Source organism: Rhodoferax sp. GW821-FHT10B06 (assembly GCF_059415605.1).
The window spans coordinates 101,958-128,553 of sequence record NZ_JBWKNO010000013.1 but is presented as its reverse complement, the minus strand read 5'-3'; the positions used below and the strand labels follow the sequence as shown (position 1 = coordinate 128,553).

Annotated in this window: 22 protein-coding genes; 11 read left to right on the top strand and 11 right to left on the bottom strand. The window is 63.8% G+C overall.

Going from position 1 to position 26,596, the window contains the following annotated elements; genetic code table 11:
- Positions 1–26: 26 nt before the first annotated feature.
- Positions 27–431, bottom strand: coding sequence for a group II truncated hemoglobin (locus AC07O2_RS18985; protein WP_495077304.1), 405 nt, complete (start codon positions 429–431; stop codon positions 27–29).
- 494 nt (positions 432–925) lie between these two features.
- Here AC07O2_RS18985 and pnuC point away from each other — a divergent pair, with 494 nt between their 5' ends.
- On the top strand, positions 926–1,558 hold the full coding sequence (pnuC, locus tag AC07O2_RS18980; RefSeq protein ID WP_495077303.1) for a nicotinamide riboside transporter PnuC: 633 nt from the start codon (positions 926–928) through the stop codon (positions 1,556–1,558).
- The gene (locus AC07O2_RS18975; protein WP_495077302.1) at positions 1,555–2,691 is read left to right on the top strand and encodes an AAA family ATPase; all 1,137 of its coding nucleotides are present in this window, start codon (positions 1,555–1,557) and stop codon (positions 2,689–2,691) included. Before pnuC ends, AC07O2_RS18975 begins: the two co-directional genes overlap by 4 nt.
- A gap of 65 nt (positions 2,692–2,756) precedes the next feature.
- On the opposite strand, the gene AC07O2_RS18970 is transcribed toward AC07O2_RS18975, so the two are convergent.
- Positions 2,757–5,279, bottom strand: coding sequence for an ABC transporter permease (locus AC07O2_RS18970; protein WP_495077301.1), 2,523 nt, complete (start codon positions 5,277–5,279; stop codon positions 2,757–2,759).
- 228 nt (positions 5,280–5,507) lie between these two features.
- Between AC07O2_RS18970 and AC07O2_RS18965 the strand changes: the two genes are divergently transcribed.
- A complete protein-coding gene (locus AC07O2_RS18965; RefSeq protein ID WP_495077300.1) occupies positions 5,508–6,431 on the top strand; it encodes an esterase/lipase family protein in 924 nt (307 codons plus the stop codon).
- On the top strand, positions 6,428–7,318 hold the full coding sequence (locus tag AC07O2_RS18960; RefSeq protein ID WP_495077299.1) for a hypothetical protein: 891 nt from the start codon (positions 6,428–6,430) through the stop codon (positions 7,316–7,318). Before AC07O2_RS18965 ends, AC07O2_RS18960 begins: the two co-directional genes overlap by 4 nt.
- Before the next feature lie 71 nt (positions 7,319–7,389).
- Here the strand turns inward: AC07O2_RS18960 and AC07O2_RS18955 are convergent, their stop codons facing one another.
- Complete coding sequence (locus AC07O2_RS18955) at positions 7,390–8,310, bottom strand: DMT family transporter (protein WP_495077298.1); 921 nt, start codon at positions 8,308–8,310, stop codon at positions 7,390–7,392.
- Positions 8,311–8,421: 111 nt separating this feature from the next.
- Between AC07O2_RS18955 and AC07O2_RS18950 the strand changes: the two genes are divergently transcribed.
- The 3 genes from AC07O2_RS18950 to AC07O2_RS18940 all read left to right on the top strand — a co-directional run bounded on the left by AC07O2_RS18950 (position 8,422) and on the right by AC07O2_RS18940 (position 11,364).
- Positions 8,422–9,375, top strand: a complete 954-nt coding sequence (locus AC07O2_RS18950; protein ID WP_495077297.1) for a LysR family transcriptional regulator — start codon at positions 8,422–8,424, stop codon at positions 9,373–9,375.
- A 50-nt stretch (positions 9,376–9,425) separates the two neighbouring features.
- Positions 9,426–10,364 (top strand): SMP-30/gluconolactonase/LRE family protein, encoded by a 939-nt coding sequence (locus AC07O2_RS18945; protein ID WP_495077296.1) that lies wholly within the window; start codon positions 9,426–9,428, stop codon positions 10,362–10,364.
- 202 nt (positions 10,365–10,566) lie between these two features.
- Positions 10,567–11,364 carry a hypothetical protein gene (locus AC07O2_RS18940; RefSeq protein WP_495077295.1) on the top strand — a complete coding sequence of 266 codons (798 nt, stop codon included), beginning with the start codon at positions 10,567–10,569 and terminating at the stop codon, positions 11,362–11,364.
- Here AC07O2_RS18940 and fdhD read toward each other — a convergent pair.
- The 7 genes from fdhD to AC07O2_RS18905 all read right to left on the bottom strand — a co-directional run bounded on the left by fdhD (position 11,361) and on the right by AC07O2_RS18905 (position 20,079).
- On the bottom strand, positions 11,361–12,155 hold the full coding sequence (gene fdhD / locus AC07O2_RS18935) for a formate dehydrogenase accessory sulfurtransferase FdhD (RefSeq protein ID WP_495077294.1): 795 nt from the start codon (positions 12,153–12,155) through the stop codon (positions 11,361–11,363). The two genes, AC07O2_RS18940 and fdhD, sit on opposite strands and share 4 nt — an antisense overlap.
- Positions 12,148–12,399, bottom strand: coding sequence for a hypothetical protein (locus AC07O2_RS18930; RefSeq protein ID WP_495077293.1), 252 nt, complete (start codon positions 12,397–12,399; stop codon positions 12,148–12,150). Before AC07O2_RS18930 ends, fdhD begins: the two co-directional genes overlap by 8 nt.
- A gap of 4 nt (positions 12,400–12,403) precedes the next feature.
- Entirely contained in the window at positions 12,404–14,749 is a 2,346-nt protein-coding gene (locus tag AC07O2_RS18925; protein WP_495077292.1) for an FdhF/YdeP family oxidoreductase, read from the bottom strand.
- A 50-nt stretch (positions 14,750–14,799) separates the two neighbouring features.
- Positions 14,800–16,338 (bottom strand): methyl-accepting chemotaxis protein, encoded by a 1,539-nt coding sequence (locus tag AC07O2_RS18920; protein WP_495077291.1) that lies wholly within the window; start codon positions 16,336–16,338, stop codon positions 14,800–14,802.
- Positions 16,339–16,425: 87 nt separating this feature from the next.
- Positions 16,426–18,057, bottom strand: a complete 1,632-nt coding sequence (locus AC07O2_RS18915; RefSeq protein WP_495077290.1) for an OFA family MFS transporter — start codon at positions 18,055–18,057, stop codon at positions 16,426–16,428.
- Positions 18,058–18,224: 167 nt separating this feature from the next.
- A complete protein-coding gene (gene apbC, locus AC07O2_RS18910) occupies positions 18,225–19,316 on the bottom strand; it encodes an iron-sulfur cluster carrier protein ApbC (RefSeq protein ID WP_495077289.1) in 1,092 nt (363 codons plus the stop codon).
- Between the two features lie 70 nt (positions 19,317–19,386).
- On the bottom strand, positions 19,387–20,079 hold the full coding sequence (locus AC07O2_RS18905) for a Bax inhibitor-1/YccA family protein (RefSeq protein ID WP_495077288.1): 693 nt from the start codon (positions 20,077–20,079) through the stop codon (positions 19,387–19,389).
- A gap of 99 nt (positions 20,080–20,178) precedes the next feature.
- Here AC07O2_RS18905 and AC07O2_RS18900 point away from each other — a divergent pair, with 99 nt between their 5' ends.
- Positions 20,179–21,072: a LysR family transcriptional regulator gene (locus AC07O2_RS18900; protein ID WP_495077287.1), complete on the top strand. Its 894-nt coding sequence runs from the start codon at positions 20,179–20,181 to the stop codon at positions 21,070–21,072.
- 91 nt (positions 21,073–21,163) lie between these two features.
- Here the strand turns inward: AC07O2_RS18900 and AC07O2_RS18895 are convergent, their stop codons facing one another.
- Positions 21,164–21,463, bottom strand: a complete 300-nt coding sequence (locus tag AC07O2_RS18895; protein ID WP_495077286.1) for a DUF2917 domain-containing protein — start codon at positions 21,461–21,463, stop codon at positions 21,164–21,166.
- 135 nt (positions 21,464–21,598) lie between these two features.
- Between AC07O2_RS18895 and AC07O2_RS18890 the strand changes: the two genes are divergently transcribed.
- The 3 genes from AC07O2_RS18890 to metG all read left to right on the top strand — a co-directional run bounded on the left by AC07O2_RS18890 (position 21,599) and on the right by metG (position 26,594).
- Positions 21,599–23,044: an aminotransferase-like domain-containing protein gene (locus tag AC07O2_RS18890; RefSeq protein ID WP_495077285.1), complete on the top strand. Its 1,446-nt coding sequence runs from the start codon at positions 21,599–21,601 to the stop codon at positions 23,042–23,044.
- Positions 23,045–23,173: 129 nt separating this feature from the next.
- The gene (locus AC07O2_RS18885) at positions 23,174–24,430 is read left to right on the top strand and encodes a patatin-like phospholipase family protein (RefSeq protein ID WP_495077284.1); all 1,257 of its coding nucleotides are present in this window, start codon (positions 23,174–23,176) and stop codon (positions 24,428–24,430) included.
- 85 nt (positions 24,431–24,515) lie between these two features.
- Entirely contained in the window at positions 24,516–26,594 is a 2,079-nt protein-coding gene (gene metG, locus AC07O2_RS18880) for a methionine--tRNA ligase (RefSeq protein ID WP_495077283.1), read from the top strand.
- Positions 26,595–26,596 lie beyond the last annotated feature (2 nt).

Sequence of the window (26,596 nt, the reverse complement as noted above, 5' to 3'; positions counted from 1 at the left end):
AGCTGCGTATCTGCAACCTACCGGCTTCACACGCCCTGGTTGCGCATCCAATCGGCGGTCTGGAAAAAGCTGTCGCGCAGGCGGGTGCGCAAGGCCTCGTCCACACCCGTCTCGCCCATGGCCTGGTCCATGCAGGCCAGCCACTGGTCGCGCTCCAGGATGCCGATCTTGAACGGCATGTGCCGCGCGCGCAGCCGCGGGTGGCCAAACTGCTCGGTGTAATACTGCGGCCCGCCCAGCCAGCCGCACAAGAACATAAACAGCCGCTGCCGCGCGTTGTCCAGGGTGGCGCCGTGCGAAGCCCGCAACGCGGCATAGCCGGGCTCCAGGTCCATCAGGTCGTAGAAGCGCTCAGTCAGCGCTTTAACCCGCTCTTCGCCGCCAATCCATTCAAACGGGGTGGCGGCAGGTGGCTTTTCTTGGATTTGCATGGACTCAGAACAAAAAAGGGCCGCAGCGCAGATAAACCGTGCGCTGGCAGCTATTAAAAATGCAGCGTAGCGCCGCTGTGCGGGGCCAAGCCATGGCGGGTATTTTCGACCACCCGGGCTATTGCATCCGTGTTTCAAAAAAACTATCGACAACATACATTTGATTGACTTCACAGATAACCAGGCTCTCCCTACCATTTCAACCTAGACATCCCCTCACCACCCCACAGGAGAAAGCACCATGAAAGAGTTGAAAACCACCGCCGGAATTTTGATCAACACCTCGGGCCTGGTGATTCTGTTGTCCAACCTCGCACTGTGGCACGCGGGCTGAAGCCCGGCGCAGCTGAGATATCTCGGCTGCCTTTTTCTGCATGTATGAAATTGGGCACTAGTGCAATAAATACCTGCGCAAGGCGCTATCAACAGCATAGCAATCAGGTGACTGAAAAGGCACGGCTATCATCCAGGGCCGCCCTACTCTCACGCCACCCATGGACTTTCTTGCGCCACTGACCCAGCCTCTTTTCTCCCTCGCCGGCATGCCCATGTCCTTTGGCGATATTTTGGGGTTCACCACGGGCGTGCTGTGCGTATGGCTGACGGCGCGGGCGCATATCTGGAACTTCCCGGTGGGGATTCTCAGCAGCGCCATCCTCGGCTTGGTGTTCTTGCAGCAACGCCTGTTTGCCGACGCCTCGCTACAAGTCGTGTTCATCGTGCTGTCGGCACAAGGTTGGTGGCAATGGCTGCGCCCCCAGCACACATCGCACGCCCCCCAGTTTGTCGGCACCAGCCTGCGCGAGCAGTTGCTGCTGCTGGCGGTAGCAGCCGCCACGACGTTGCTTTTGTGGCAGGTGCTGTTGTGGCTCAAGGGCGCGGCACCGCCCATTGACGCGCTGATCACCGCGCTCAGCCTGTGCGCGCAGTGGCAGTTGAATCGGCGCCAAACCTCCAGCTGGGCCTGGTGGATTGCGGTGGACCTGATCTCCATCCCGCTGTATTGGAGCCGCGAGCTGCCGCTGATCTCGGGCCTGTCCTTGGTGTTCTTGCTGATCTGCCTGCGCGGCTGGTGGAACTGGCGCGGCCAGACCCCTCGCCTGGCGACCACCAAGGCCTACGCATGAGCCGCATGGACTACCAACACGGCCTGGTGATAGGCAAGTTCTACCCGCCGCACCTGGGCCACGTATACCTCATACGCACGGCAGCGGCGCACTGCCAACACGTCACCGTGGGCGTTCTGGGCTCCAGCGTGGAGTCGATCAGCATCGCCCAGCGCGTAAGCTGGCTGCGCGAAACCTTTGCAGACGCACCCCATGTACGCATCGTCGGCGCGCTGGACGATGTGCCGGTGGACTACACCAGCCCGGCCATCTGGGCGGCCCACGTGGCCATCATGCGCCGGGCCGTGCAGGAAGCAGACCGCACGTACGGCAGCGCTGCAGGAAGCGCCGCGCCGGTGGATGCAGTGTTCACCTCCGAGCGTTATGGCGACGAGCTGGCGCGGCAGTTCAGCGGTGCCCAAGCCTGCGCCCATATTTGCCTGGACCAGGCCCGCGCACTCTACCCCGTCTCGGGCACCGCCGCACGCGCCGACCCGGCCGCGCAGTGGGACATGCTGCCGCCCGCCGTGCAGGCCGGGCTGGCCCTGCGCGTGGTGGTCTTGGGGGCCGAATCCACCGGCACCACCACCTTGTCGCAAGACCTGGCCGACAGCCTGCGCCAGCGCGGCGGCGTGTGGGCGCGCACGGCCTGGGTAGCCGAGTACGGCCGCGAATACAGCGTGAACCTGTTGGCCCTGGCACGGGCACGCAATCCATCGGCCGGTGTGGCCGACATCGCCTGGCAGTCCAGCGACTTCAGCCACGTCGCAGCCGAGCAATGCCGCCGGGAAGAACAAGCCGCACACCATGGCAGCCCGGTACTGGTATGCGACACCGACGCATTCGCCACCCGCCTGTGGCACGAACGCTACATGGGCCGGCCCAGCACCAGCGTGGCGGCCATCGCCCAGGCCATGCCGCCGCGCGCCGTGTACCTGCTGACCAGCGACGCCGGCGTGGCCTTTGAAGACGACGGCCTGCGCGACGGCGCCCACCTGCGCCAGTGGATGACCGGCCGCTTCCGCAGCATGCTGGCCGAGCAAAGCGTGCCCTGGGTAGAGCTCACCGGCTCCAGCGCCGAACGCTGCCGCCACGCGCTAGACGTGGTAGACACCTGCCTGGCCAAAGCCTGGCAGTTTGCCGCGTCGCTGTAGATTTGTAAGGAATCGGGCGCTAGCGCAGGTAGCACCTGCGCTAGCAGCTACTAAAGATATAGCAACTATGCCGCCGCCCGGCGCAGCGTCTCCACCACCGGCCGGCGCAACACGTCGCGCAGGCCCCACCAGCCCGCCGCCAGGGCCAGCACAGCGCCGGCCAACGCGCCGAACAAGGGCACCCACAGCGAGCCGCTCCAGGCGAAGTCGAACACGTAGCGGCTCAGGGCCCAGCCCACGGCCACGGCGACCAGGCTGGCCAGGAAGCCGGCCAACAGGCCCACGCCGGCCAGCTCGGCCCGCTGCACCTGGCGCAGCAGGCTGCTGGGGGCGCCCAGGGCACGCATGATGGCGAACTCGCGGGCGCGCTCCTCGCGGGTGGCGGTGATGGCGGCAAACAGCACCACCAGGCCGGCGGCCAGGGTGAAGCCGAACAGGAACTCCACCGCACGCACCACCTGGTCCAGCACGCGCTGCAGCTGGCCCAGCGTGATACTCAGGTCCACCGCCGTGATATTGGGAAACTGGCGCACCAACTGGTTGTCAAAACCCTTGGCTGTAGGCGCCTTGAAGGCCGCGAGGTAGGTGACGGGGATGTCTGGCGGCATCTGCGCCAGCGGGTAGATCACGAAGAAATTGGCGCGCATGGAGCCCCAGTCCACCTTGCGCAGCGAGGTGATCTTGGCCTCGCTGGGCTGGCCGCCAATGTCGAAGCGCAGGGTGTCGCCCAGGTGCAGGCCCAAGGTCTTGGCAATGCCCTCCTCCACGCTGATGGCGCCGGCCTCCTGGTCTGCCCAGTTGCCGGCAGCCAGGGGGTTATGGGCTGGCCGTTCAGCCGTGTTGGACAGGTTGAATTCACGGTCCACCAGGCGCTTGGCGCGGTCTTCCACGTAGTCGTCCGGGCTGACGGGCTTGCCGTTGATGGCCACCAGCCGACCACGGAACATGGGGAACCAGTCGTAATCCTTCACCCCGGCATCATTCAGGTTCTTGCGGAAATCGGCAGCCTGGTCGGGCATGATGTTGATGACGAAGCGATTCGGCGCATCCGGCGGCGTGGCCTTGCGCCAGCTCTGGATCAGGTCGGTGCGCAGCAGCACCAGCAGCACCAGGGCCAGCAGGCCCACGGCCAACGCGCTGACCTGCACCACGGCATAGGCCGGGCGGGCCGACACCTGCCGCGTGGCCAGTACCAGCCAGCGCGGCGCGGTGGCCTCGTTCACACTGCGGCGCAGCAGCTTCACCGCCACCCAACCCAGGCCGGCAAACACCAGCACCGCGCCCGCAAAACCACCCACGGCGATCAAGCCCAGGGTGATGTCGCTGCTGGCTGCCAGCAGCAAGGCGGCAAAACCCAGCACGCCCAGGCCCAGCACGCCCACGGAAGCCGGCTTGAGCCCGCCCACATCGCGACGTATCACCCGCAGCGGCGGCACCGAGGCCAGCTGTAGCACTGGTGGCAGGCCAAAGGCGAACAGCAGGGTCATGCCCATGCCCAGCCCCAAGGCCGCGGGCCACCAGGTGGCAGCGGGTAGGCTGGCATCCACCAGGCCGGTCAGCAACAACACGAACAGGTAGTGCACACCAAAGCCAATGGCCACGCCCAGCAGGCTGGCAAAAAGGCCCACCAGCGCGAACTCGAAGGCATAGCTCAGCGCAATGGTGCGCTGGCTCTGGCCCAGCACGCGCAGCATGGCGCAGTCGTCCAGGTGGTTGGCGGCAAAGCCGCGCGCAGCCAGGGCCACGGCCACCGCGCTGAGCAGGGCCGAAAGCAGGGCCACCAGGTTGAGGAATTTATTCGCGCGGTCCAGCGTCTGGCGCATCTCGGGCCGGCCGGTTTCCAGCGACTCGATGCGCACGCCATGGATGTCCGGCTTCTTGACCTCGGCCGTGGCCCAGTCCACATAGCGCTGCACGGCCGAGTCCGGCCCGGCCACGGCAAAGCGGTAGGTGATGCGGCTGGCCGGCTGCACCAGGCCGGTAGCGGCCAGGTCGGCCTCGTTCAGCATCACGCGCGGTGAAAACGACATGAAGCCGCTGCCCCGGTCGGGCTCGATGGCGATGGTCTTGGTGACACGCAGGCGGGCGTCACCCAGCAGCAGGCTGTCGCCCAGCTTCAGCTCCAGCGCCTCCAGCAGGGACGCATCCACCCAGGCAGTGCCGGGCGCCGGGATCTCGCGCGTGGTGTGCAGGGGGCCATCGGCGCTGTCCGCCACCGTCAGGCTGCCGCGCAGTGGGTAGCCGGCGGCCACGGATTTGAGCGCCACCAGCTTGCTGGCGCCGCCCTGAGCGTCCTCGGCCCGGGCCATGGTCGCCAGGGTCAGGGTGCCTACGGACTGCAGGCCCTGGGCCTGCGCCTGGGCCAGAAAGCTGGCCGGCATGGTGTTGTCACTGACCACCACCGCGTCGCCACCCAGCAGCTGGCGCGCATCGCGCTGCAAGCCACCCTGCAAGCGGTCGGCAAAAAAGCCCACGGCACTGAGTGCGGCCACGGCCAGTGTCACCGCAACGATCAGCAAACGCAGCTCACCCGAGCGCAGATCACGCCACAGCGTGCGCCAGCCTAAAGCGATAAAGGGGGATTTCAACGGAGAGCTCCTAAACAATGCGCCATTATTCACGCGGGCCCTGACCCACGCAGCGCCAAGGGCTCTACGCCACCGCACCGGACATGGCCTCAGCATTGGCACATAGGTGACATGTAGAGCGGGATAACCCGCTGAAAAAGCAACGAACGTTCGTTCTAAATTGCATGGACTGCAAACAACTTCCAGGCGTCTATTGCAGTGCTCACACCAACTAGAAAGAGACTATCCATGCATTTTTCAACCAAGACTCCGATAGCGCTGGCGCTCTGCGCCCTCCTCCTCAGCCCCTCTCTATGCGCAGCCGACACCTATACCCAGACCACCTACCCGGTGGTGCTGGTGCACGGTATATTGAATTTCAATGCCAGCGACAGCAACACCTTCTGGTACGGCATACCCGCATCGCTGCGCAGCAGCGGCGCCACGGTATACGTTACCCAGCAATCGGCGGTGAATTCTGCGGTCACACGGGGCGAGCAGTTGATATCGCAGCTCAAAGCCCTGCAAGCTACCTACGGCTATACCAAGTTCAATCTGGTCGGCCACAGCCAGGGCGGGCTGGTGGCCCGCTATGTGGCTTCGGTCGCGCCAGAGCTGGTGGCATCGGTCACCACCGCTGGCACGCCACACCAGGGATCGGATGTGGCTACCGCAGTGAACTCGACCAATAGCGTCACCAAGACCGCCATTGCCGCGGTGGTCACTGCGCTGGCCAAGTTTGTGGCCTGGATCAACGGCGACAGTAACCTGCCGCAAAACGCAATGGCCATGCTGGGTTCGCTGACCAGCAGCGGTGCCGCCACCTTCAACGCAAGCTACCCGGAAGGAGCCCCCACCACCAGCTGCGGCAGCGGCAGTGCCAAGGTCAATGGCATTTACTACTACTCGATGGGCGGCACTTCATCTTTCACCAACGCGCTGGACTATGTGGATTACGCGCTGGCGTTGACCTCGGCTTTCTTCAATGGCGGCGCCAACGATGGCGTGGTGGGCCGTTGCTCCAACCACTGGGGCACTGTGCTCAAAGACAACTACGCCTGGAACCACCTTGACCTGGTAAACCAGAGCTATGGTCTGCGCGGCCTGTTCTCGCCCGATCCGAAGGCCTTCTACCGCAGCCAGGCCAACCGTTTACAAGGTCTCGGGCTTTGAATCGAGGGCGCTGGCTCTGGCTGGTCGCCGGGCTGGTGGTTGCGGCTCTGTTGGCGCTACTGTGGCAACCCGCCAATACCTCTAAAACCCACCAAGCCGTAGAGCTAACACCCTGGGCCAGCCACCCGGCCGCGCGTCCCGTCCCGGAGGCCGAAACCACCACTTCAACCGAGCGCTCCACCGCTGAATTCGTCACCTGGCTGGCGGAGGAAAGCTCGCTGCGCGGCGCCCAGCTGGACGGCGACTGGGGGCTAGACGCCCAGGGCAAGCTGCACCCGACCCTGGCGCTCAGACGGCGCTTCGACCAATTGCTGACCCTGCTGGGCGAAACCACGCTGGAACAGCTGCGACAGTACATCGAAGCCACGGTACGCGCCCAAGCCGGACCACAGGCCGCCGCCGAGGTGTTGGACATCTGGCGGCGCTATGTACAGTTGGTGGGCACCCCATTCCAACAGGTGGTGGACCCACGGGACTGGCGCACTTGGCAGGCGGCCCTGACCGAGCAGCACCGCATACGCTATGCGTTACTGGGACCAGCGTGGGCCGACGCCTTCTACCGCGACGAGGAGCAGCAACTGGCGCAACAGATCCAAGTCGCACAGTCCAACAACAGTACCACCCCTGTCACCGAACCGCCGCTGATCCGCCGCGCGGAGCTAACCCCTCAGCAAAGCCAGAACCTGCAAGCCGCCGAGGCCGAATGGGACCGCTGGAAAACCCGCGTCAACGAAGCCAAGCAGGCCGTCGCCCAGATACAGCTGGCTCCCGAACTCTCGACACCGCAGCGCGAAGCCGCAGTCAACCGCTGGCTGGCCGAGCGTTTTGATGCCAAAGAACAGCGCCGGGTGCGCGCGCTGATAGAGGCCAACGAGGCACTGCCCTAGAGGCTGTTTGCAATTTATTTGAAACCCGAGTCCGTACCGCCGTGGACCGCAGGGAGTTATGCAGAGCGTCCCTAACGACCTCGCACACAAGCCAGCACCGCCAAGGCTGACACCGCAAACCCGGCCAACGCCAGCGGCGATAGATGCTCGCCCAACAGCGCAAAACCCAGCAGCGCTGTCACGCCCGGAATCAAATAAAACAAACTGGCCACCTGCCCGGCCTGGCCCCGGCGCACCATCACAAACAGCAGGCTGAACGCGCCAATCGAATTCACCAGCCCCAGCCACAGCACGGCAAACACCAGCTCGCCATGCCAGTGCACAGCAAAACCTTCGACAGGCCCTGCCAGCGCAGCGGCGGCGACGGTGGCCACGGCCATCTGCACACAGGCGCCACTGCGCAAGTCCATGTCGGCGCAAAAGCGCTTTTGGTATAGCGTGCCAGCCACCAAGCCCAGCAGCCCGAACAGGGTGACAGCCACCGCCGCCGCACTGGTACCGCCGCCCGGCGCCTTGCCGGCCACCACCAGCGCCACTCCCAGTACCCCACCGGCGAGCCCCAGCAGTTGCTGGCGACCCACCCGCTCACCCAGCCAAACATGCGCGCCCAGCGCCGTGGCCAGCGGCATCATGCCGATCAGCAAACCCGCTACCCCGGCCGGCAAGCCCAGCCGCAGGCCGTAGTACACACCCGAAAAATGCAACGCCTGCATCAGCAGACCGACCACGGCCAGATGCCCCCAGTCGCGTGCCCGCTGGGGCCAATGCGCGCGGCCCACCCAGGACACCAGTCCCAATACCAGGGCCGCCAGGCCAAACCGCAGCACCAACAGGGTGAACGGCCCTACATGCGGCAGCGCCAGCTTGCCGGCCACATAGCCCGTGCTCCACAGCAGGATGAAAGTCAGCGGCAGGCTCGCGTCGGCCAGCCCCTGCATGCGCGGTGCCAGGCCAGAGGTAGAAATCGTAGAGAAAGTGCTGGATACAGCCATGGTCAACTCCTTGCGGCGCCACAGAAAGGCCGCCCTGCTAATGTAGAAACTGGAGTCGCTGGACACAATCCACCACAATGGCGCATCAGAGTTTCCAAAAGTAGAACAACCATGGGCCGCCTGGAAGACCTTGCCACCTTTAGCCGTGTGATCGAAACGCGCAGCCTCTCGGGTGCCGCGCGCCGCCTGGGCAGCACCAAGTCGGCCGTCAGCAAACAGGTGAACCGCCTGGAAGCCCAGCTCGGCACCCGGCTGCTGCACCGCACCACCCGCAGCGTGAGCCCTACGGACGACGGCCACCGCGTCTACGAACGCGCGCAACGCATGCTGGAGGAAGCCCAGGCGCTGGAAGCCGAAGTCGCTGGCGGGCAGGCTCTGCCCCATGGCACGCTACGGCTGAGCACCTCCACAGCCTTTGGCAACCAGCAGTTGACGGCGCTGATGACGCAGTTCTGCGCGCGCTACCCGCAATTGCGCGTAGTGGTAGGCCTGAACGACCGCTATGTGGACCTGGCCGAAGAAGGCTTCGACGTAGTGCTGCGCCTGACCGCAAGCCCCAGTCCCGGGCTGGTGGCACGGCGGCTCGCGCCCATCCTGTACCGGCTATGCGCTACACCGGCCTACCTAGCGCAGCACGGCACACCCACCACGCTGGAGGCGCTGGCCCAACACCGCTGCCTCACCTTCGGCTACCTGCATACGCCCACGCAATGGCGCTTTCGCCACACCACGCAAGGACACGAAGAGCTGGTGGACGTGCAATCGGCGCTGCGGTTTGAAAGCGGCCTCACCACCAATAGCAGCGAAGCTCTGCGCGTGGCGGCCCTGGCTGGCATGGGCTTGGCGGTACTTCCAACCTACGCCGCCGGTGCCGATCTTCGCGCCGGCCGCCTGGTCCACCTGCTGGAGGAGTGGCAACCCGTGGGCCGTCCGGCCGATGCCGACACGCTGTATGCCGTCTACCTGCCCAGCCGCTTTCCCAGCCCCAAGGTGCGCGCGTTGATCGACTTTCTGCTGGAGATGCTGGGCGACGTGCCGCCCTGGGACCGACCCGACCCGGCATGACGGCCTGCGGCACGGGCATACTGGCCGCTTTGCTTTTCTGGAAGCTCCCCATGTGGCAACCCAGCCCCCACTACCCCGACCCAGCCATCCAAACGCTGGACCCGCGCTTTGAACCCTACCGTCTGTATGCCGCCGCCGTGGAGCGCCTGGCCACCGGCATGCGCTGGGCCGAGGGGCCTGTGTGGTTCGGCGATGGGCGCTATCTTTTGTGGAGCGACATCCCGAACAACCGCGTCATGAAGTGGGAGGAGCAGACCGGCGCGGTCAGCGTGTTCCAGCAGCCGTCCCACTTTGCCAACGGCCATACCCGCGACCGCCAGGGCCGGCTGGTCCGCTGCGAACACGGTGGGCGCCGCGTGGTGCGCACCGAGCACGACGGCAGCACCACGGTGCTGGTGGACAGCTTCAATGGCAAACCGCTGAATTCGCCCAATGATGTGGTGGTGAAGTCCGACGGCACGGTGTGGTTTACCGACCCGCCCTTCGGCATTCTCGGCCACTACGAGGGGCATGACGCCACACCCGAGCTGCCCACCTGCGTTTACCGTTTTGACCCAGCCACTGGCCTGTGCACGGTGGTGACGGATGCGGTGGCGCGCCCCAATGGACTGTGCTTTTCACCGGATGAGCGGCTGCTGTATGTGGTGGAGTCCGGTGCCTCGCCCCGGCGCATCCGGGTATTTGACCTGGCGGCCAATGGCAGCCAGTTGGTGAACGACCGCGTGTTCTTCACCTGCGAAGAGGGCGTCAGCCCCGACGGCTTTCGCTGCGATGTGGACGGCAATCTGTGGGCCGGCTGGGGTGGCGGCCCTGAACACGACGGCGTGATGGTGTTCGCCCCCGACGCTACACCGATAGGCCACATCGCCCTGCCCGAGCGCTGCGCCAACCTGTGTTTTGGTGGATTGAAGCGCAACCGCCTGTTTATGGCGGCCAGCCAGTCGGTCTATGCCCTGTATGTGAACACCCAGGGTGTGGCCGGCGGGTAATTTATAAGAAATATGCCTGTAGCGCATATAAAACCTGCGCCAGTAGCTATGGTATCAATAGCAATTCAATTCAGGCTTCAGCGCCATCGGCCAGCTTGACTTTCACCTGGGTCAACAGTGAAATGCGCTGCTGGCCCGGTTTGCCTGGTCACGTGCCAGCAGCGCAATGTTCAACGGCCAGGTGCTATTTGGAGACACCACAATGGCCGCAACAGCCCCCTCGCAGACGATCCACCCCAGCCTTGCATCCCTGTTCGACAACCGCAGCCAGACCGATCTGGCGCTGATCGGCAGCGCCTACCTGGCGGGGCTGAAAACCGGGCTGGAACAGGCCGGCAGCCGCACCGGCGATGACCGCAGCGAGCCGGCCACGCCGACCTGCATCCACAAGATTCCGCTGTTGCCCGTCGCCATCGACGGCAAACGTACCGCAGCAGAATCGGTGAAAGACTTCGACGGCAAATCGCTGATCTACCTGCTGGACGAAGCCGCCCGCGACGGCGAGCTGCTGCGGGTGTTCTCGCAGACCGGCAAAGCCATGCGCCACCTGGAAGACAACCCTGGCAACCCCAAGCCGGCGAAGAAATCCAAGGCGCCGCCGGTAACGCTGGACACGTCCTCATCTCCGCAACAGATCGCCAATGCCATCGGCGGCGCGGTGTTCCTGTGGGAAAACATCAACTTCTCGGGTTGGCTATGGCGCTTTGGCGCAGGCACCACCAGCAGCCCCGGCGGACGCACGGCGGGCAACGGCAACATCAGCGACTTTCGCACGGCGGTGTTCTTGCAGAACATCAATGACAAAGTGTCTTCGGTGTCGAACCAGAGCGAGGTCTGGGCCAATCTACGGCCGCAGCGCTCGTTTGTGGTGCTGCACCAGCACATCAACTTCGCAGGCGCCCAGCTGTGGGTGCCGGAGCGGCAAGGTTTCAGCGACCTGCGCCAGTTCGGCTGGAACGACGTGGCCTCGTCGCTCTCCTACGCGCTGACGCCGAACTAAGCCGGCACGTAGCGCACTGCGCGCGGGTCGCGGCACAGACCCCAAAGCTGCAGACCGGCAGTTTCGGCGATCTGGATGGCCAGCGCCGTGGGAGCCGAGATGGTGGCCAGCGCCGCCACATTCAGGCGCGCGCATTTACGCACCAGCTCGTAGCTGGCCCGGCTGGACATCAACACAAAGCCTGGCTCGCCCAGACGCCCGGCGCGTGCCAGTTGGCCCAGCAGCTTGTCCAGCGCGTTGTGCCGGCCCACGTCTTCCAGCACATCGGTCAGCACGCCTTCAGGTGTGGCCCAGCCTGCCGCGTGCAAGGAGCCGCAGGCAAGGTTCAGCACCTGCAGGGGCGGCATGGCTTGCAGCGCCTGCAGCACGGTTGCGGCCTGCAGCTGAGCGGCCCAGGCCTGCGGCGGCATGGGCCTGGGCTCCAGGTCCAGCGCGGCCAGGCTGTCGATACCACAGGTTCCGCAACCGGTACGACCGGCCAGGCTGCGGCGGCGTTCCTTCAGGCGCTGGAAGCAGCGGGAGGACACATCCAGCTGCACTTCACAGGCGTCGGCACCGGCCTGCACCTCGATGCCATAGCAGTCGGCCACGCTGTCCAGAATGCCTTCGCTCAGCGCAAAGCCGAGTGCAAACGCTTCCAGATCTTGCGGCGTGGCCATCATCACCGCGTGCGAGATGCCATTGAACACCAGGGCCACGGGTACTTCGGCGGCCACCTGGTCGGCCTGCTCCAGGTCGGCAGGAAAGCGCCGTACGGCCACGGACACCAGGGGTGGTGGCAGCTCAGCCATGCAAGGCCTCCACACAAAAGCGCCGGCCAGCCTCGGTCAGCCCGGCCATCCAGCGTTCATCTTCCAGGCGCAGCGTGACCCAGCCCGGGCCGGGCTGGCCGCCCAGGCTGGCCTCGCCCATCAGCGTGAGCGCACGCATCAGCACGCTGGCACCCAGACCCAGGCGCTTGCCCAGGCGGGGCAGGGAAATGGGCTCGGGCTCGGGCAGCAAAGCCAGCAGAATGGCCTGGTGCAGCGCGTCCACGGATTCAGACCGCAGCCGCGTGAGGTATGGCGGGCTGGCCCAGCTTTTGAGCCGCAGGCGCAGCCGGTTTCTGGTGCGGCAGCATCAGCACCGGAATGCACTTGGAGGTGGGCGTACCGGCATTCGCCGCCACAGAAGATAGCGGCACCAGCGGATTTGTCTCGGGATAGTAGGCCGCCACGCAGCCGCGTGGGATGTTGTAGGCCACCAGCTTGAAGCCATCGGCCCGGCGTTCCTGGCCATCGTCCCACACCGTATGGAAGTCGATCCAGTCACCGTCTTTCATACCCAGCGCGCGGATGTCATCTGCATTGGCAAACACCACGCGGCGTTGGCCGTAAACGCCACGGTAGCGGTCGTCCGCGCCGTAGATGGTGGTGTTGTACTGGTCGTGCGAACGGGTGGTCATCAGCGCGAACACGATGGCGTCGCCCTTGCGCTCGCGGGCGCGTTGCAGCGGCGTGCCGGTGGGCACGGCATGGGTTTTGAACACGGCCTTCCTGGAGGCGGTGTTCCAGACCCGCTCGCTGGCCGTATTGCGCAGCCGGAAGCCCCCGGGCACCTGGATGCGCTGGTTGAAGTCCTTGAAGTCGGGGAACACAGCCTCGATCTTGTCGCGAATACGGCTGTAATCTTCCAGCAGCCATAGCCAGGGTGTCTTGCTACGCCCAGCCAGAGTCGTGGCGGCCAGCCGGGCCACGATGGCCGGCTCGGACAGCAAATGTGCAGACGCGGGCGGGTTGATGCCCATGGAGATATGCACCATGCTCATCGAGTCTTCCACCGTCACACCCTGCGCGCCGCCGGCCTGCATGTCGATCTCGGTACGGCCCAGGCAGGGCAGGATCAGCGCGGCCTTGCCATGCACGATGTGGCTGCGGTTCAGCTTGGTGGTGACATGCACCGTCAAGTCACACTTGCGCAGCGCCTTCCAGGTCTGCACGGTGTCGGGCGTGGCCGTGGCGAAATTGCCGCCAAGCGCAAAAAACACCTTGCCCTTGCCGTCCAGCATGGCCTGGATGGATTCGACCGTATCAAAGCCATGTTCGCGCGGCGGCGTAAAGCCAAAGACTTTTTGCAGGTTGTCCAGCAAGGCCACGGGCGGCTTTTCCCATATGCCCATGGTGCGATCGCCCTGCACATTGCTGTGGCCGCGCACCGGGCACAGGCCCGCGCCAGGGCGGCCGATGTTGCCGCGCATGAGCAGCAGATTGGTGATCATCTGGATGGTGGCCACCGAGTTCTGGTGCTGGGTGATGCCCATGCCCCAGCAGGCGATCACGCTCTTGGCCTGGCGATACACCTCGGCCGCCGCGCGGATGTGCTCTGCGCCCAGGCCGCATTCGGACTCCAGCAGCGCCCAGGACTCGGTGCGCAGGTCGGCCAGCAGGGCCTCGAAACCAATGGTGTGCTCGGCGATAAAGGCATGGTCCAGCACATCCTGGCCCGCGTCCTGCAGCTCCACCAGATGCTTCATCATGCCTTTGACAAAGGCGAAGTCGCCGCCTATGCGCAGCTGGAAGTAGTGGGTGCTGATGGGCGTATCGCCCAGGGTGGCCATTTGCAGCTTGTCCTGCGGGTCGGCAAAGCGCTCCAGGCCGCGCTCGCGCAGCGGGTTCAGGCTGACGATGCGCGCACCGCGCTTGGCGGCGTGGCGCAGTTCGCCCAGCATGCGCGGATGGTTGGTGCCGGGGTTCTGGCCGAAGATGAAGATGGCATCGGCTTGTTCAAAGTCGTCCAGCGTGACCGTGCCCTTGCCTATGCCCACGCTTTCACGCATGCCGCTGCCACTAGGCTCGTGGCACATGTTCGAGCAGTCGGGGAAGTTGTTGGTACCGTACTCGCGTACGAACAGCTGGTACAAAAAGGCAGCTTCGTTGCTGGCCCGGCCCGATGTATAGAAGATGGCCTGGTTCGGGTCGGGCAAGGCGTTCAGGTGCCGGGCGATCAGCGCAAAAGCGTCGTCCCAGGCGATAGGCTTGTATTTGTCGTCGGCCGGATCAAAAACCATGGGCTCGGTCAGCCGGCCCTGGTCTTCCAGATAGAAGTCGCTCTGGGTGGCGAGCTCGGTGACTGTGTGCTGCGCGAAGAAGTCTGCCGTCACGCGCCGGGCCGTGGCCTCGGCCGCCACGGCCTTGGCGCCGTTTTCACAAAACTCGAAGGTGGATGCGTGGTTGCGGTCCGGCCAGGCACAGCCCGGGCAGTCAAAACCGTCGGGCTGGTTAGCATGCAGCAAGGTCTTGGCGCCTTTCAGGGCCACGTCCTGGTAAACCAAGGCCTTGCCCACGCTCTTCAGCGCGCCCCAGCCGCCTGCGGGGCCGGTATAAAACTCAATTTTTTGTTCGCTCATGGGAGATTCTTTCGTCTCGTTTTATACGGCCTTGCGCCCTACCCTGGTAGCTAAGGGGTTTTAAAGCTGTTCACCGCCGCGCCCAACGCGGTGGCTTGCTCGCGCATTTTCATGGCCGCAGCGGCGGACTCTTCTACCAGCGCGGCATTTTGTTGTGTCATTTCGTCAATCTCGGCCACGCTGCGGTTGACATCGGCAATGCCCGCGCGCTGCTCGTTGCTGGCCAGCGCAATTTCATCGACATAGCCCACCACCTGCTGGATGGAACCGGTGATGTCGGTCATGGACCGCTGGGCTTTCTCCACCAACTCCCCCCCGGTATCGGCGGTTTGCACCGATGCGGCAATCAGGTTGCGGATCTCCTTGGCGGCGGTGGCGGACCGCTGCGCCAGGCTGCGCACTTCCGAGGCCACCACCGCGAAGCCACGCCCCTGCTCGCCCGCACGGGCCGCCTCTACGGCCGCGTTCAGGGCCAGGATATTGGTCTGAAAGGCGATCCCGTCGATCAGGCCGATGATGTCGTTAATGCGGTGCGCGCTGGACTTGATCTGCCCCATGGTGTCCACCACCTGGCCCACGATACCGCCACTGGTCAACGCCAGTTGGGCCACGGAGCCGACCAGAGCGTTCACCTGGTTGGCCTTGTCGGCCGTTTGGCTCACCGTGGCGGTAAGTTCGACGATGGCCGAGGCGGCGGAGTTGATCTCGCTGGCCTGCTTTTCGGTACGCGATGCCAGGTCGTTGTTCCCATCGGCGATCTCGCTCGTGCCGCTGGCCACCATGGACGCCGCCTGGCGCACATTACCCACCAAGCCGGTCAGGCCGATGCTGATGCCGTTGATGGCTAGCAGCAACTTGCCCACATCGTCACGGTCACGCACGTCCACCTGGTTGGTCAGGTCGCCGCTAGCCAGGCGCAACGCGGCCTGGCGCCCCTGGTTCATGGGCTCGGTGACGTGGCGCTGCATCAAGAAATAGGTCAACCCCCAAAGCATGGCCATGGAAAGCAACGTGAAACCGATGCTGAGCGGGTCCAACAACTTGCCGGTGACCGCGTGAAAGGCGCAGGCCAACACTGCATAGGCCAGCGCCAGGGTGGTCGCCATACGGGGCGCCACATGGACCGGCGCCATATCGCTCACATCCAGGCCCACGTACAAAATACCCACCACCTGGCCGGAGGCATCGCGCACCGGGTCGTAGCGGGTCATGCACTGCTTGCCAAAAATCGTGGCATAGCCCACATAGGACTTACCGACCAGCGCCGCTCGGTAGGCCGGTTGGGAGCGGTCCAGCGGGGTGCCGATAGCACGCTCGCCGTCCTGCTTGCGCACGGAGGTCGTGATGCGGATGAAGTCTTCCCCCGTGCGCACAAAGATCGTGGCCCGCATACCGGTTCTTTGGGTAAAGCTGTCGGGCACGGAGAAATCCAGATTCAAAACCCGGTTTCCACAGCGCAGTACCGGCGTCTTCTTGCCCTGTACATCGATCTGCTGCGATGCGTCCACTACAAATCTCTCGGGCAACGTAGCCGCGAATGCCCTGGCTGCAGATTCGATACGCTGCTTCAATGTTTTGAATGGCTGCATTGCGTAAACCTCGTCTCGTCTGAAAAGTGAAAAAGCCTGCCAGGCGCTGTTTAACACAGCAACCGGCAGGCTTTGGGCAAAGTAGCTTCAGTGGAAGAACTTGGCTACGCTTTGCAGGGTGCGGTAAATACCCCAGATCAATGGCACGCCTACGGCCACCCACGCCAAAGCCACCAGCACCGGACTCACGGCATGGTCGTTGACCACGCCGCTGGAGCCGACTTCGGAGGCAGCAGCTTTTTCGTGCGCCAGGCGTTTTTCATGGGCCAGCTCTTCCGGCGTCATGAAATGCTTGTCGGCCACCGGCTTGACCAGCAGATTGCAAATCAAACCAATAACCAGCATGCCAACCAGGATGTACATGGTCTGGTTGTAAACCTGCTCGCGGGGAATGCCCAAGCCCAGTTGGTACTCGCGCATGTAGTTCACGACCACTGGGCCCAGAATGCCCGCCGTCGCCCATGCGGTCAGCAGGCGACCATGGATGGCACCCACCATTTGCGTACCGAACAGGTCGGCCAGATAGGCTGGCACGGTGGCAAAGCCACCGCCGTACATGCTCAGAATGACGCAGAAGGCACCCACGAACAACACGATATTGCCGGCGGCCGCGCTGCCAGGTACGCTGAAATACATCACGCCGCCCAGCACGAAGAACACCACATAGGTCAGCTTGCGGCCCAACTTGTCGGACAGGCTGGCCCAGAAGAAGCGGCCACCGATGTTGAACAAGCTCAGCAGCGCGGTGAAGCCGGCTGCCACGGCAGCAATTGCCGCCAGCTGGGTTTTGTCCAGCTCGCCAAACTTCTGGCTCACGCCAATCAAGGTACCGCCAAACACCTCTTGCAACATCGGGGACGCCATACCGATCACGCCAATGCCGGCGCTCACGTTCATGCACAGCACCATCCAGACCAGCCAGAACTGGGGAATGCCCCAGACCTTCTTCACGTGCACGTGGCGCTGGGTGATCATGGCGTTGTTGACCTGGGCGGGCGGCGGCGTCCAGCCTGCGGGTTTCCAGCCGGTTTCAGGCACGCGGTAGGTCAGGGCACCGCCCATCATGAACACGAAATAGACCACGGCCATCACCACGAAGGTCTGGGCCACGCCTACGTTCGTGGGGGTGGCGAAATACTTCATCAGATCAGCGGCTAGTGGCGAGCCGATCATGGCGCCACCACCAAAGCCCATGATGGCCATGCCGGTGGCCATGCCACGGCGGTCCGGGAACCACTTGATCAAGGTCGATACCGGCGAGATGTAGCCCAAACCCAGGCCCACGCCACCGATCACGCCCGAGCCCACAATCATGAGCCAGAACTGGTGCAGGTACACCCCAATTGCCGATAGCAGCATGCCGCCACACCAGCAAACGGCCGACACCACGCCCGCCTTGCGCGGACCTACGCGCTCCAGCCAGCCACCCCACAGCGCGGCCGACGAACCCAGCAGCACGAAGAACAAGGTATACATCCAGCCCAGGGTGGAAATCTTCCAGTCACAGTTGGTGGTAAACAGCTCAGCCCAAAAACCCACTTCGGGGCCGCACTTGATGGCTTCCTTGATGCCCAAAGCCTTGGACAAAGGCAGCCAAAACACCGAAAAGCCATAGGCCATGCCGATGCATAGATGGATCGCCAACGCAGCCGGCGGCACCAACCAACGGTTGAAACCGGGGCCCGCAATAATGCGTTCCTTGTCTAAAAATCCTGCCATTCAGTCCTCCATTGCAGAAAAAGCCCGAAGCGGGCCGCAACAGTCTACACAATCAGTTACACAAAGAACGAATAAGGCGGTACAAGAATCATTCCTATCTGAAGGGTTATTCAGGCGCCAGAAACAAAACCGCCCCCAAACGGGGGCGGCAAAATGAGCGGCAAAGCTCAGGTGTTCTTGGAGATCGTAATCGACGGGAACTTGGACGAGAAGTCCTTGTTCTTGCCGGCAATCGACACCGCGACCTGGCGGGCAATGCGCTTGTAAATCGCTGCAATTTCGCCTTCTGGATCAGCAACCACCGTAGGCTTGCCTCCGTCTGCCTGTATGCGGATCTGCATGTTCAAGGGCAAGGCCCCCAGGTAGTCTATGCCGTTGTCGGCCGCCATCTTCTTGCCACCATCGGCGCCAAAAATATGCTCCTGGTGGCCGCAGTTGCTGCATACGTGGACAGCCATGTTTTCCACGATGCCCAAAATGGGCACGCCCACTTTTTCAAACATCTTGATACCCTTGCGCGCGTCCAGCAGCGCAATGTCCTGTGGCGTAGTGACAATGACCGCACCGGTCATGGGCACGCGCTGGCTCAGCGTCAACTGGATGTCGCCAGTGCCAGGGGGCATGTCCACCACCAGGTAATCCAAGTCCTTCCAGTTGGTCTGGCGCAGCAGCTGCTCCAGCGCCTGGGTAGCCATGGGGCCGCGCCAGACCATGGCCTGGTCCTGGTCCACCAGAAAGCCGATCGACATAGCCTGCACGCCGTAATGCTCCATGGGCTCCATGGTCTTGCCATCGGCGCTTTCGGGCTTGCCTGCTATGCCCAGCATCATGGGCAGGCTGGGGCCGTAAATATCGGCATCCAGCAGGCCGACCTTGGCGCCCTCGGCGGCCAGTGCCAGCGCCAGGTTAACCGCCGTGGTGCTCTTGCCCACGCCGCCCTTGCCCGAGGCCACGGCAACGATGTTCTTCACGCCCGGCAGCAGCTGCACACCGCGCTGCACCGCATGTGCGGCGACTTTGGTGGTGACGGTAATGTTGACGCTGCCCACACCGTCCAGACCCTGCACCGCTGCGGCCAGGGCCGCCTGCAAGGCTGCTTCCTGGCTTTTCGCGGGGTAACCCAGCTCCACGCCGAACACCACCGCACCGCCAGTGACGGTCAGATGGCGGATGGCTTTGGTGGAGACGAAATCGGTGCCGGTATTGGGGTCCACCACGGTTTTGATGGCATCCAGCACCTGCTGTTCTGAGAGAGGCATGCATAACTCCTAAGGGGCGCGTAGTCTATTTCAAACCAGCGCGCCCCTGCCCTGTAGGGGCTTGCAATGCTTATTCGTCGCTGCCGATACCAAACAAACTCAACAGGCTGCTGAACAGGTTGAAGATCGACAGGTACAGACCCACCGTAGCCAGCACATAGTTGGTTTCACCGCCGTTCACGATACGGCTGGTATCCATCAGGATGAAGCCCGCCGACAGCAAAGCCACCATGGCCGACACCGCCAGACCCAGCGCGGGTACCTCCATGAACACGGCCGCCAAGCCGGCCAGCAGCGCAATCACCATGCCGGCAAACAGGAAGCCGCCCAGGAAACTGAAGTCGCGCCGCGTTGTCACCACCCAGGCCGACAGTGCCAGGAAGGTCACGCCCGTGGCCGCCAGTGCCATCGCCACGACTTCTCCGCCGCCAGGCAAGGCCAACGAGCGTGCCAACACCGGCCCCAGCGTGTAGCCCATGAAGCCGGTGAAGCCGAACACCGCCGGCAAGGCCCAGCCGCTATTTTGCAACTTGTACACCGCAAACAGCAGGCCGAAACTACCCGCCAGGCTGATCAGCAAACCGGGCGACGGCGCCTGCAGCACCAGGCTGGCCGTGGCAATCACGGCGCTGAACAGCAGTGTCATCGCCAGCAAGGCATAGGTATTGCGCAGCACGCGGTTGACGGGCACGGTCTGTGCCACCGCCGTGGTAACCAGCCCGCGGCCCGGGTGGGTGCGAACGCTTGAGTTGAGGTTTTCCATGGTCTTTCTCCAAAAGAGGAAACAAGCCTCGACCATACGCCGCGCATTACTTCTTAAAAAGCAGATAATTTAGAAAAAACCATTCACAAATACCTGAATATGGAACAAAGCTTCAGCTACCGGCACCTGCACTATTTCTGGGTCGTTGCGCACGAGGGCGGCATGTCGCGCGCGGCCGATCGTCTAGGCATGGCGGTGCAAACCATCAGTACCCAGGTACGTGAGCTGGAGCGTTCGCTGGGCGTAACCCTGCTCAAGCCCGACGGCCGCGGCCTGGCGCTGACCGAAGCCGGCGTGGCCGCGCTGCGCCAGGCCGACCTGATCTTCCAACTAGGCGAGCAGTTGCCCGCCACGGTGCGCGATGCCGTCAGCGCGCCGTCCGTGCGACTGGCCGTGGGCATCTCCGACGGCCTGCCCAAGCTGGTCGCCCGGCGCCTGCTGCAGCCGGTGATGCAGGAGCCGCGCCTGCACCTGATCTGCCATGAAGATGAATTCGAGGACCTGCTGGGCGACCTGGCCTTGCACCGGCTGGACGTGGTGCTGGCCGACCGCGCCGCGCCACCCAACCCCAACCTCAAGGTCTACAGCCACCGGCTGGGCGCGTCCGACATGGCCTGGTACGCGCCGCTGCATCTGCTGGACGCAGCCACGCAGGACTTCCCCCGCAGCCTGGCCAAAGTACCGGTACTGCTGCCCACCACGCATGCCGCCGTGCGCCCCCGGCTGGACCACTGGTTCGAGCACCAGGGCATCAAGCCGCATATCACCGGGGAATTTGAAGACAGTGCCTTGCTGGCCACCTTCGGAGCCGAAGGCATGGGCGTATTCGCGGCGGCCGAATGGGTCCATGAAGACCTGACCACCCGCTACGGCGTACAGCGCATAGGAGCGTGCCAAGGGGTAGAAGAACAGTTTTACGCCATCGGAACCGAAAAGAAGGTGCAACACCCGCTGGTGCAGCGCCTGCTACCGGCCAAGAAACCCGCCTCTTGAACAAAAAGGCCACCAGCGCACATAAAACCTGCGCCAACAGCTACACATTCAATAGCATGCAAGGCGCATGCGCCAGCCCCCTAAACCCTGATCAGGCCGTGCCGATGGCACCGGCGATGTCCAGCCTCGTCCGCGCCATGCGGATGCGCGGAGCACGCCACACCGCCGCTGGCCGTGCAATCTGAAAGTCCACCGACGGCTCGGCACTCAGCCGCACGTTGACCGCGTGCGGCGCAGTCCAACTGGCGGGGGCTTGCAGCCACACGTCTTCGCTGCGGCCATCCTGCGTCAACCACAAACGACCGGTGCTGACACGGAGCACCATGCCTGCGGCCAAACGCAGCGCCACCACATCGGGTGTGCGCAGTTCGAAGTGTTCAATTTTGACCATTGCCGTCTCCTGAAGAATCACCCACCACGGCTTGCGGTGGAGTGGCATTCACTGTAGTCTTGGCACCTATACAGTACCGGTACAGTTCACCGAATAACTACCGCCACTGGCCTGCTCAAATCACCAATACAGTCCATGCCCACGTCCTCCACCGATCACAGCGCAACCCTGGGAGCGCAAACCACCCTGGTAGACCAACTGGTGCAGTGGGCCGAGCAACGCATCCAGCAGCACGTGTTTCGCCCCGGCATGCGCATGCCTTCGGTGCGAGAGCTGGCGCAGGAACGGGGGGTGTCGCGTTTTACGGTGGTGGCAGCCTACGAGCGGCTGGTGGCGCGTGGGCACCTGCTGGCACGGCGCGGGGCGGGTTTTTTTGTGCGCGAAGCCGCACCACCGCCCAGCACGCGCGCCAGGTCGGCTCCTGCCCGCGCCAAACCGCAGCAGGCCATCAACATGGGTTGGATGGTGCGCAACATGACCAGTGGCATTCCGGCCCACCTGTCGCCAGGCTCGGGCTACCTGCCGCCCGATATGTGCGGTGGCGACCTGCTCAAAATGGGCCTGCGGGCGATGGCCAACCACAGCACCAGCCAGCAGTTGGCGCAGGGGGCTTCGGCCCAGGGCTATGCCCCGCTGCGTACGCAAATCCAGCGTACGCTGGCGGAGCGCGACATCGAAGCCCATCCATCGCAAATACTCACCACCACCGGCGCAGCCCAGGCCATAGACCTGGTATTTCGCATGATGCTGCGCCCAGGCGACACTGTGCTGGTGGGCGAACCCGGCTGGTGCAATCCGCTGCTGTGGCTGCAAGGCGTGGAGGTGGTGGGTGTCCCCTATACGCCGCAAGGACTTGACGTGCAGGCCCTCACCGCGCTGGTAGAAAAGCACAAACCAAAGTTGATGTTCCTCAACCCCGTGCTGCACAACCCCACCGGCACATTGCTGAGTGCCGCCACGGCCTACCAGATTCTGCGGTTGGCCGAGGCCCACAACATCCTGGTCATCGAAGATGATATTTATTCCGACTTTCTGCCCCAGGGCATGGCCGTGACGCGGTTGGCCAGCCTGGACCAGTTACGCCGCGTGGTGTATGTGAACAGCTTTTCAAAAATGCTTGCGCCCAACATCCGCGTGGGCTATCTGGCCGGCCCGGCTGAACTGGTGGACACCTTGACCACACACAAGCTGTTGACCGCGCTGACCACCCCCGAGATCAATGAGCGCATTGTCTACAAGGCGCTGACCGAGGGCAGCTACCGTAAGCACTGCCAGCGGGTGCACGCAGCTCTGGACAGCCTGCGCGAGCCTGCGTTCAAGCGTATGCAAGACCTGGGACTAAAGGCTTTTTGCCAGCCGCAGGCCGGTTTTCTGGGCTGGTTCGATACCGGGGTGGACACCAACCACCTGGCCGCCTTGGGGCTGGACGCGGGTTACCTACTGCGTCCAGGCGCACTGTTTTCGCTACAGCAAACTCCCAGCCCGTGGATGGGCGTCAACATCGCCACCAGCCAGGACCCCGGCATGCTGGCCTGGCTGGAAAAAACCCTGGAACAACTACGCAGCCGCGGACAAAAATAAAACGAAACCAGCCTGCTGCGCAGATGGCATAAGCATGTTCCGCTACACATTCAATAGCATTCCAAGCAAGCACGCCAGCCCGATAAACCCTGATTGACGGCGGCCTGCGTGGCGCCGTCCAATGCAGCCATGTCCTCCACACTCCCCCACACACCTGCGGGTTTATTGCTCACCGGCGGCGGCGCCCGCGCAGCCTACCAGGTGGGCGTGCTGGAGGCCATCGCCGACCTGCGCCTGGCCTGCGGCGCGGGCGACCAGGGCAATCCCTTTCCCATCATCACCGGCACCTCGGCCGGCGCCATCAATGCCGCCGCGCTGGCCTGCGGCGCGGACAACTTCGACAGCATCGTGCGCCAGATGGTGGGCATCTGGAAGAACTTCACAGCCGACCAGGTCTACCGCACCGATGCCATTGGCGTGATGCGCAGCGGCGCGCGCTGGCTGACGCTGCTGTCGGTGGGCTGGATGTTGGCCAAGTGGCGCAAGGTCCACCCGCGCTCGCTGCTGGACAACAGCCCTTTGCACGAACTGCTGAAGCACCTGGTGCCGCTGGAGCGCCTGCCGCGCCTGGTGCGCCAGGGCCATGTGCGGGCACTGGCCGTCACTGCGTCCAGCTACAGCTCGGGCGAGCATCTGACCTTCTTCCAGGGCAGCACCGACCTGAAGCCTTGGGTGCGCTCGCAGCGCCAGGGCGTGCGCGGGCGCCTGCGGCTGAACCACCTGCTGGCCTCCTCGGCGATTCCCTTTGTGTTTCCGGCCACTCCGCTGCAGATCCACGGCCATACCGAATACTTTGGCGACGGCTCCATGCGCCAGTCGGCACCGGTGGGCGCGGCCATCCACCTGGGGGCCGAGCGCGTACTGGTCATCGGCGCGGGCCGCATGCACGAACCGCGCGAAGACGCCTCGCTCAAGCCCAATGACAGCTACCCCTCGCTGGCGCAAATCGCCGGTCACGCGCTGGCGAATATCTTCCTGGACGCCCTGGCGGTGGACGTGGAGCGGGTACGGCGCATCAACCATACCCTGTCGCTGATACCCGCCGAGCTACGCCACAACAGTGCCCTGCGCCCGGTGGAGTTGCTGCTGATCGCGCCGTCGCAGCGCATCGACCAGATCGCCGCACGCCATCTGCACGACCTGCCCCCCGCTATACGCACCATGCTGGGCGGCCTGGGCATGCGCTCTCAGCCGGAAGACGCCAAAGGCTCGGCCCTGGCCAGCTATCTGCTGTTTGAATCCAACTTCACCCGCGAGCTGATGGCGCTGGGCTATGCCGACGCGCAGCGCCAGCGCGCCGAAATATGCCGATTCTTCCGCTGGACCGATCCCCTGGCCGACCCCGCAACACCCCGGGTCGAGCGGCGCAAACACGCATTCCGCTGAACCGCCCCGGCCCGCTGGCAACGGCCCCACCCGAAGCGATAGCCCCCGACTAAAATCAAAGGCTGTTCTGAAAGCTAGTCTGTCCATGCCACGCCAACTCTTCGTCACCACCGCCCTACCCTACGCCAACGGCAACTTCCACATCGGCCACATCATGGAATACATCCAGGCCGACATCTGGGTGCGGTTCCAGCGCATGCAGGGCAATGCAGTGAACTTCGTCGGTGCCGACGATACCCATGGCGCGCCCATCATGATCGCCGCCGAAAAAGCCGGCAAGACGCCACAGCAGTTCGTCGCCGACATCGCCGCCGGCCGCAAGCCGTATCTGGACGGCTTCCACATCGCTTTTGACAACTGGCACAGCACCGACGCGCCGGAAAACCACGCCATGGCGCAGCAGATCTACCGTGAGCTGAAGGCCAACGGCCTGATCTCCAGCAAGGTGATCGAGCAGTTCTTCGACCCCGAAAAGAACATGTTCCTGCCGGACCGCTTCATCAAGGGCGAATGCCCCAAGTGCCATGCCAAAGACCAGTACGGTGACAACTGCGAAGTCTGCGGCTCGGTCTACGCGCCCACCGACCTCATCAAGCCGTACTCGGCCCTGTCCGGCGCTACGCCCGAGCTGAAAAGCTCGGAGCATTTGTTCTTCCAGCTGTCCGACCCGCGCTGCGTGGCGTTTCTGGAACAGTGGACGCAAGACGGCCGCCTGCAGCCCGAGGTAGCCAACAAGGTGAAGGAATGGTTCACCGTGCGCACCAACCCCGACGGCAGCACCAGCGAAGGCCTGGGCGACTGGGACATTAGCCGCGACGCGCCCTACTTCGGCATCGAGATCCCGGACTCGCCCGGCAAGTACTTCTACGTCTGGCTGGACGCACCCGTGGGCTACCTGGCCAGCCTGAAGAACCTGCTGGACAAGCGCGGCGAGAGCTATGACGCCTACATGGCCAACCGCGCGCTGGAGCAGTACCACTTCATCGGCAAGGACATCGTCACCTTCCACACCCTGTTCTGGCCGGCGATGCTGAAGTTCAGCGGCCGCAAGACGCCGGACTCGGTGTTTGTGCACGGCTTCCTTACCGTCAACAACGGCGAGAAGATGAGCAAAAGTCGCGGCACCGGCCTGGACCCGCTGAAGTACCTGGGCCTGGGCATGAACCCTGAATGGCTGCGCTACTACATCGCCGCCAAGCTGAGCGCCCGCAACGAAGACATCGACTTCAACGCCGACGACTTCATGGCCCGCGTGAACAGCGATTTGATTGGCAAGTACGTCAATATTGCATCTCGTGCGGCCGGTTTCCTGAGCAAACGCTTCGGCGGCAAATTGGGCACCATTTCGGCCGACGGCGCAGATTTGATCAGTACCATCAGCTCTCAAAAAGAGAGCATTACCACAATGTACGAGCAGCGCGAATACGCCAAGGCGCTGCGTGAAACCATGCTGCTGACCGACCGCGTGAACTCCTATGTGGACGCCAACAAACCCTGGGAACTGGCCAAACAGGAAGGTGCTGACGCAAGACTTCAAGACGTGTGCAGCACCTGTATCGAAGCCTTCCGCCTACTGACCATCTACCTGAAGCCCGTGCTGCCCGCGCTGGCCGCGCAAGTGGAATCGTTCCTGAACGTGGCTCCACTCGGCTTTGCCGATGCCGCCACACAGCTGGGCGCAGGCCATGCGATTGGCGACTACAAGCATTTGATGCAGCGCGTGGACATCAAACAACTTGATGCATTGTTTGAGCCTCCAGCGCAGGCGGAACCTGCGCAAGCAGCTACAGAAACTGTAGTACCGGGTGGCGAGGAGATTGCACCGACCATCACCATCGACGACTTCGCCAAGGTCGATCTACGCATCGCAAGAATAGTGAACTGCGAGCCGGTGGACGGCTCCACCAAGCTGCTGCGCCTGACCCTGGACGCCGGCGAAGGCCGCATGCGCAATGTATTCAGCGGCATTGCCGCCCATTACACGCCGGACCAGCTGATCGGCAAGCTCACCGTGCTGGTGGCCAACCTGGCGCCGCGCAAGATGAAGTTTGGCATCAGCGAAGGCATGGTGCTGGCCGCCAGCCATGCGGATGAAAAAGCCCAGCCCGGCGTCTACGTGCTGGAACCCTTCCCCGGAGCGCAACCCGGTATGCGCATCGGCTAAGC

What these genes read in the sequence shown, in the direction of transcription:
- AC07O2_RS18985 (WP_495077304.1), bottom strand. Translation starts at nt 431, where the DNA reads ATGCAAATCCAAGAAAAGCCACCTGCCGCCACCCCGTTTGAATGGATT.
- pnuC (WP_495077303.1), top strand. Translation starts at nt 926, where the DNA reads ATGGACTTTCTTGCGCCACTGACCCAGCCTCTTTTCTCCCTCGCCGGC.
- AC07O2_RS18975 (WP_495077302.1), top strand. Translation starts at nt 1,555, where the DNA reads ATGAGCCGCATGGACTACCAACACGGCCTGGTGATAGGCAAGTTCTAC.
- AC07O2_RS18965 (WP_495077300.1), top strand. Translation starts at nt 5,508, where the DNA reads ATGCATTTTTCAACCAAGACTCCGATAGCGCTGGCGCTCTGCGCCCTC.
- AC07O2_RS18955 (WP_495077298.1), bottom strand. Translation starts at nt 8,310, where the DNA reads ATGGCTGTATCCAGCACTTTCTCTACGATTTCTACCTCTGGCCTGGCA.
- AC07O2_RS18950 (WP_495077297.1), top strand. Translation starts at nt 8,422, where the DNA reads ATGGGCCGCCTGGAAGACCTTGCCACCTTTAGCCGTGTGATCGAAACG.
- AC07O2_RS18945 (WP_495077296.1), top strand. Translation starts at nt 9,426, where the DNA reads ATGTGGCAACCCAGCCCCCACTACCCCGACCCAGCCATCCAAACGCTG.
- AC07O2_RS18940 (WP_495077295.1), top strand. Translation starts at nt 10,567, where the DNA reads ATGGCCGCAACAGCCCCCTCGCAGACGATCCACCCCAGCCTTGCATCC.
- fdhD (WP_495077294.1), bottom strand. Translation starts at nt 12,155, where the DNA reads ATGGCTGAGCTGCCACCACCCCTGGTGTCCGTGGCCGTACGGCGCTTT.
- AC07O2_RS18925 (WP_495077292.1), bottom strand. Translation starts at nt 14,749, where the DNA reads ATGAGCGAACAAAAAATTGAGTTTTATACCGGCCCCGCAGGCGGCTGG.
- AC07O2_RS18920 (WP_495077291.1), bottom strand. Translation starts at nt 16,338, where the DNA reads ATGCAGCCATTCAAAACATTGAAGCAGCGTATCGAATCTGCAGCCAGG.
- AC07O2_RS18915 (WP_495077290.1), bottom strand. Translation starts at nt 18,057, where the DNA reads ATGGCAGGATTTTTAGACAAGGAACGCATTATTGCGGGCCCCGGTTTC.
- apbC (WP_495077289.1), bottom strand. Translation starts at nt 19,316, where the DNA reads ATGCCTCTCTCAGAACAGCAGGTGCTGGATGCCATCAAAACCGTGGTG.
- AC07O2_RS18905 (WP_495077288.1), bottom strand. Translation starts at nt 20,079, where the DNA reads ATGGAAAACCTCAACTCAAGCGTTCGCACCCACCCGGGCCGCGGGCTG.
- AC07O2_RS18900 (WP_495077287.1), top strand. Translation starts at nt 20,179, where the DNA reads ATGGAACAAAGCTTCAGCTACCGGCACCTGCACTATTTCTGGGTCGTT.
- AC07O2_RS18895 (WP_495077286.1), bottom strand. Translation starts at nt 21,463, where the DNA reads ATGGTCAAAATTGAACACTTCGAACTGCGCACACCCGATGTGGTGGCG.
- AC07O2_RS18890 (WP_495077285.1), top strand. Translation starts at nt 21,599, where the DNA reads ATGCCCACGTCCTCCACCGATCACAGCGCAACCCTGGGAGCGCAAACC.
- AC07O2_RS18885 (WP_495077284.1), top strand. Translation starts at nt 23,174, where the DNA reads ATGTCCTCCACACTCCCCCACACACCTGCGGGTTTATTGCTCACCGGC.
- metG (WP_495077283.1), top strand. Translation starts at nt 24,516, where the DNA reads ATGCCACGCCAACTCTTCGTCACCACCGCCCTACCCTACGCCAACGGC.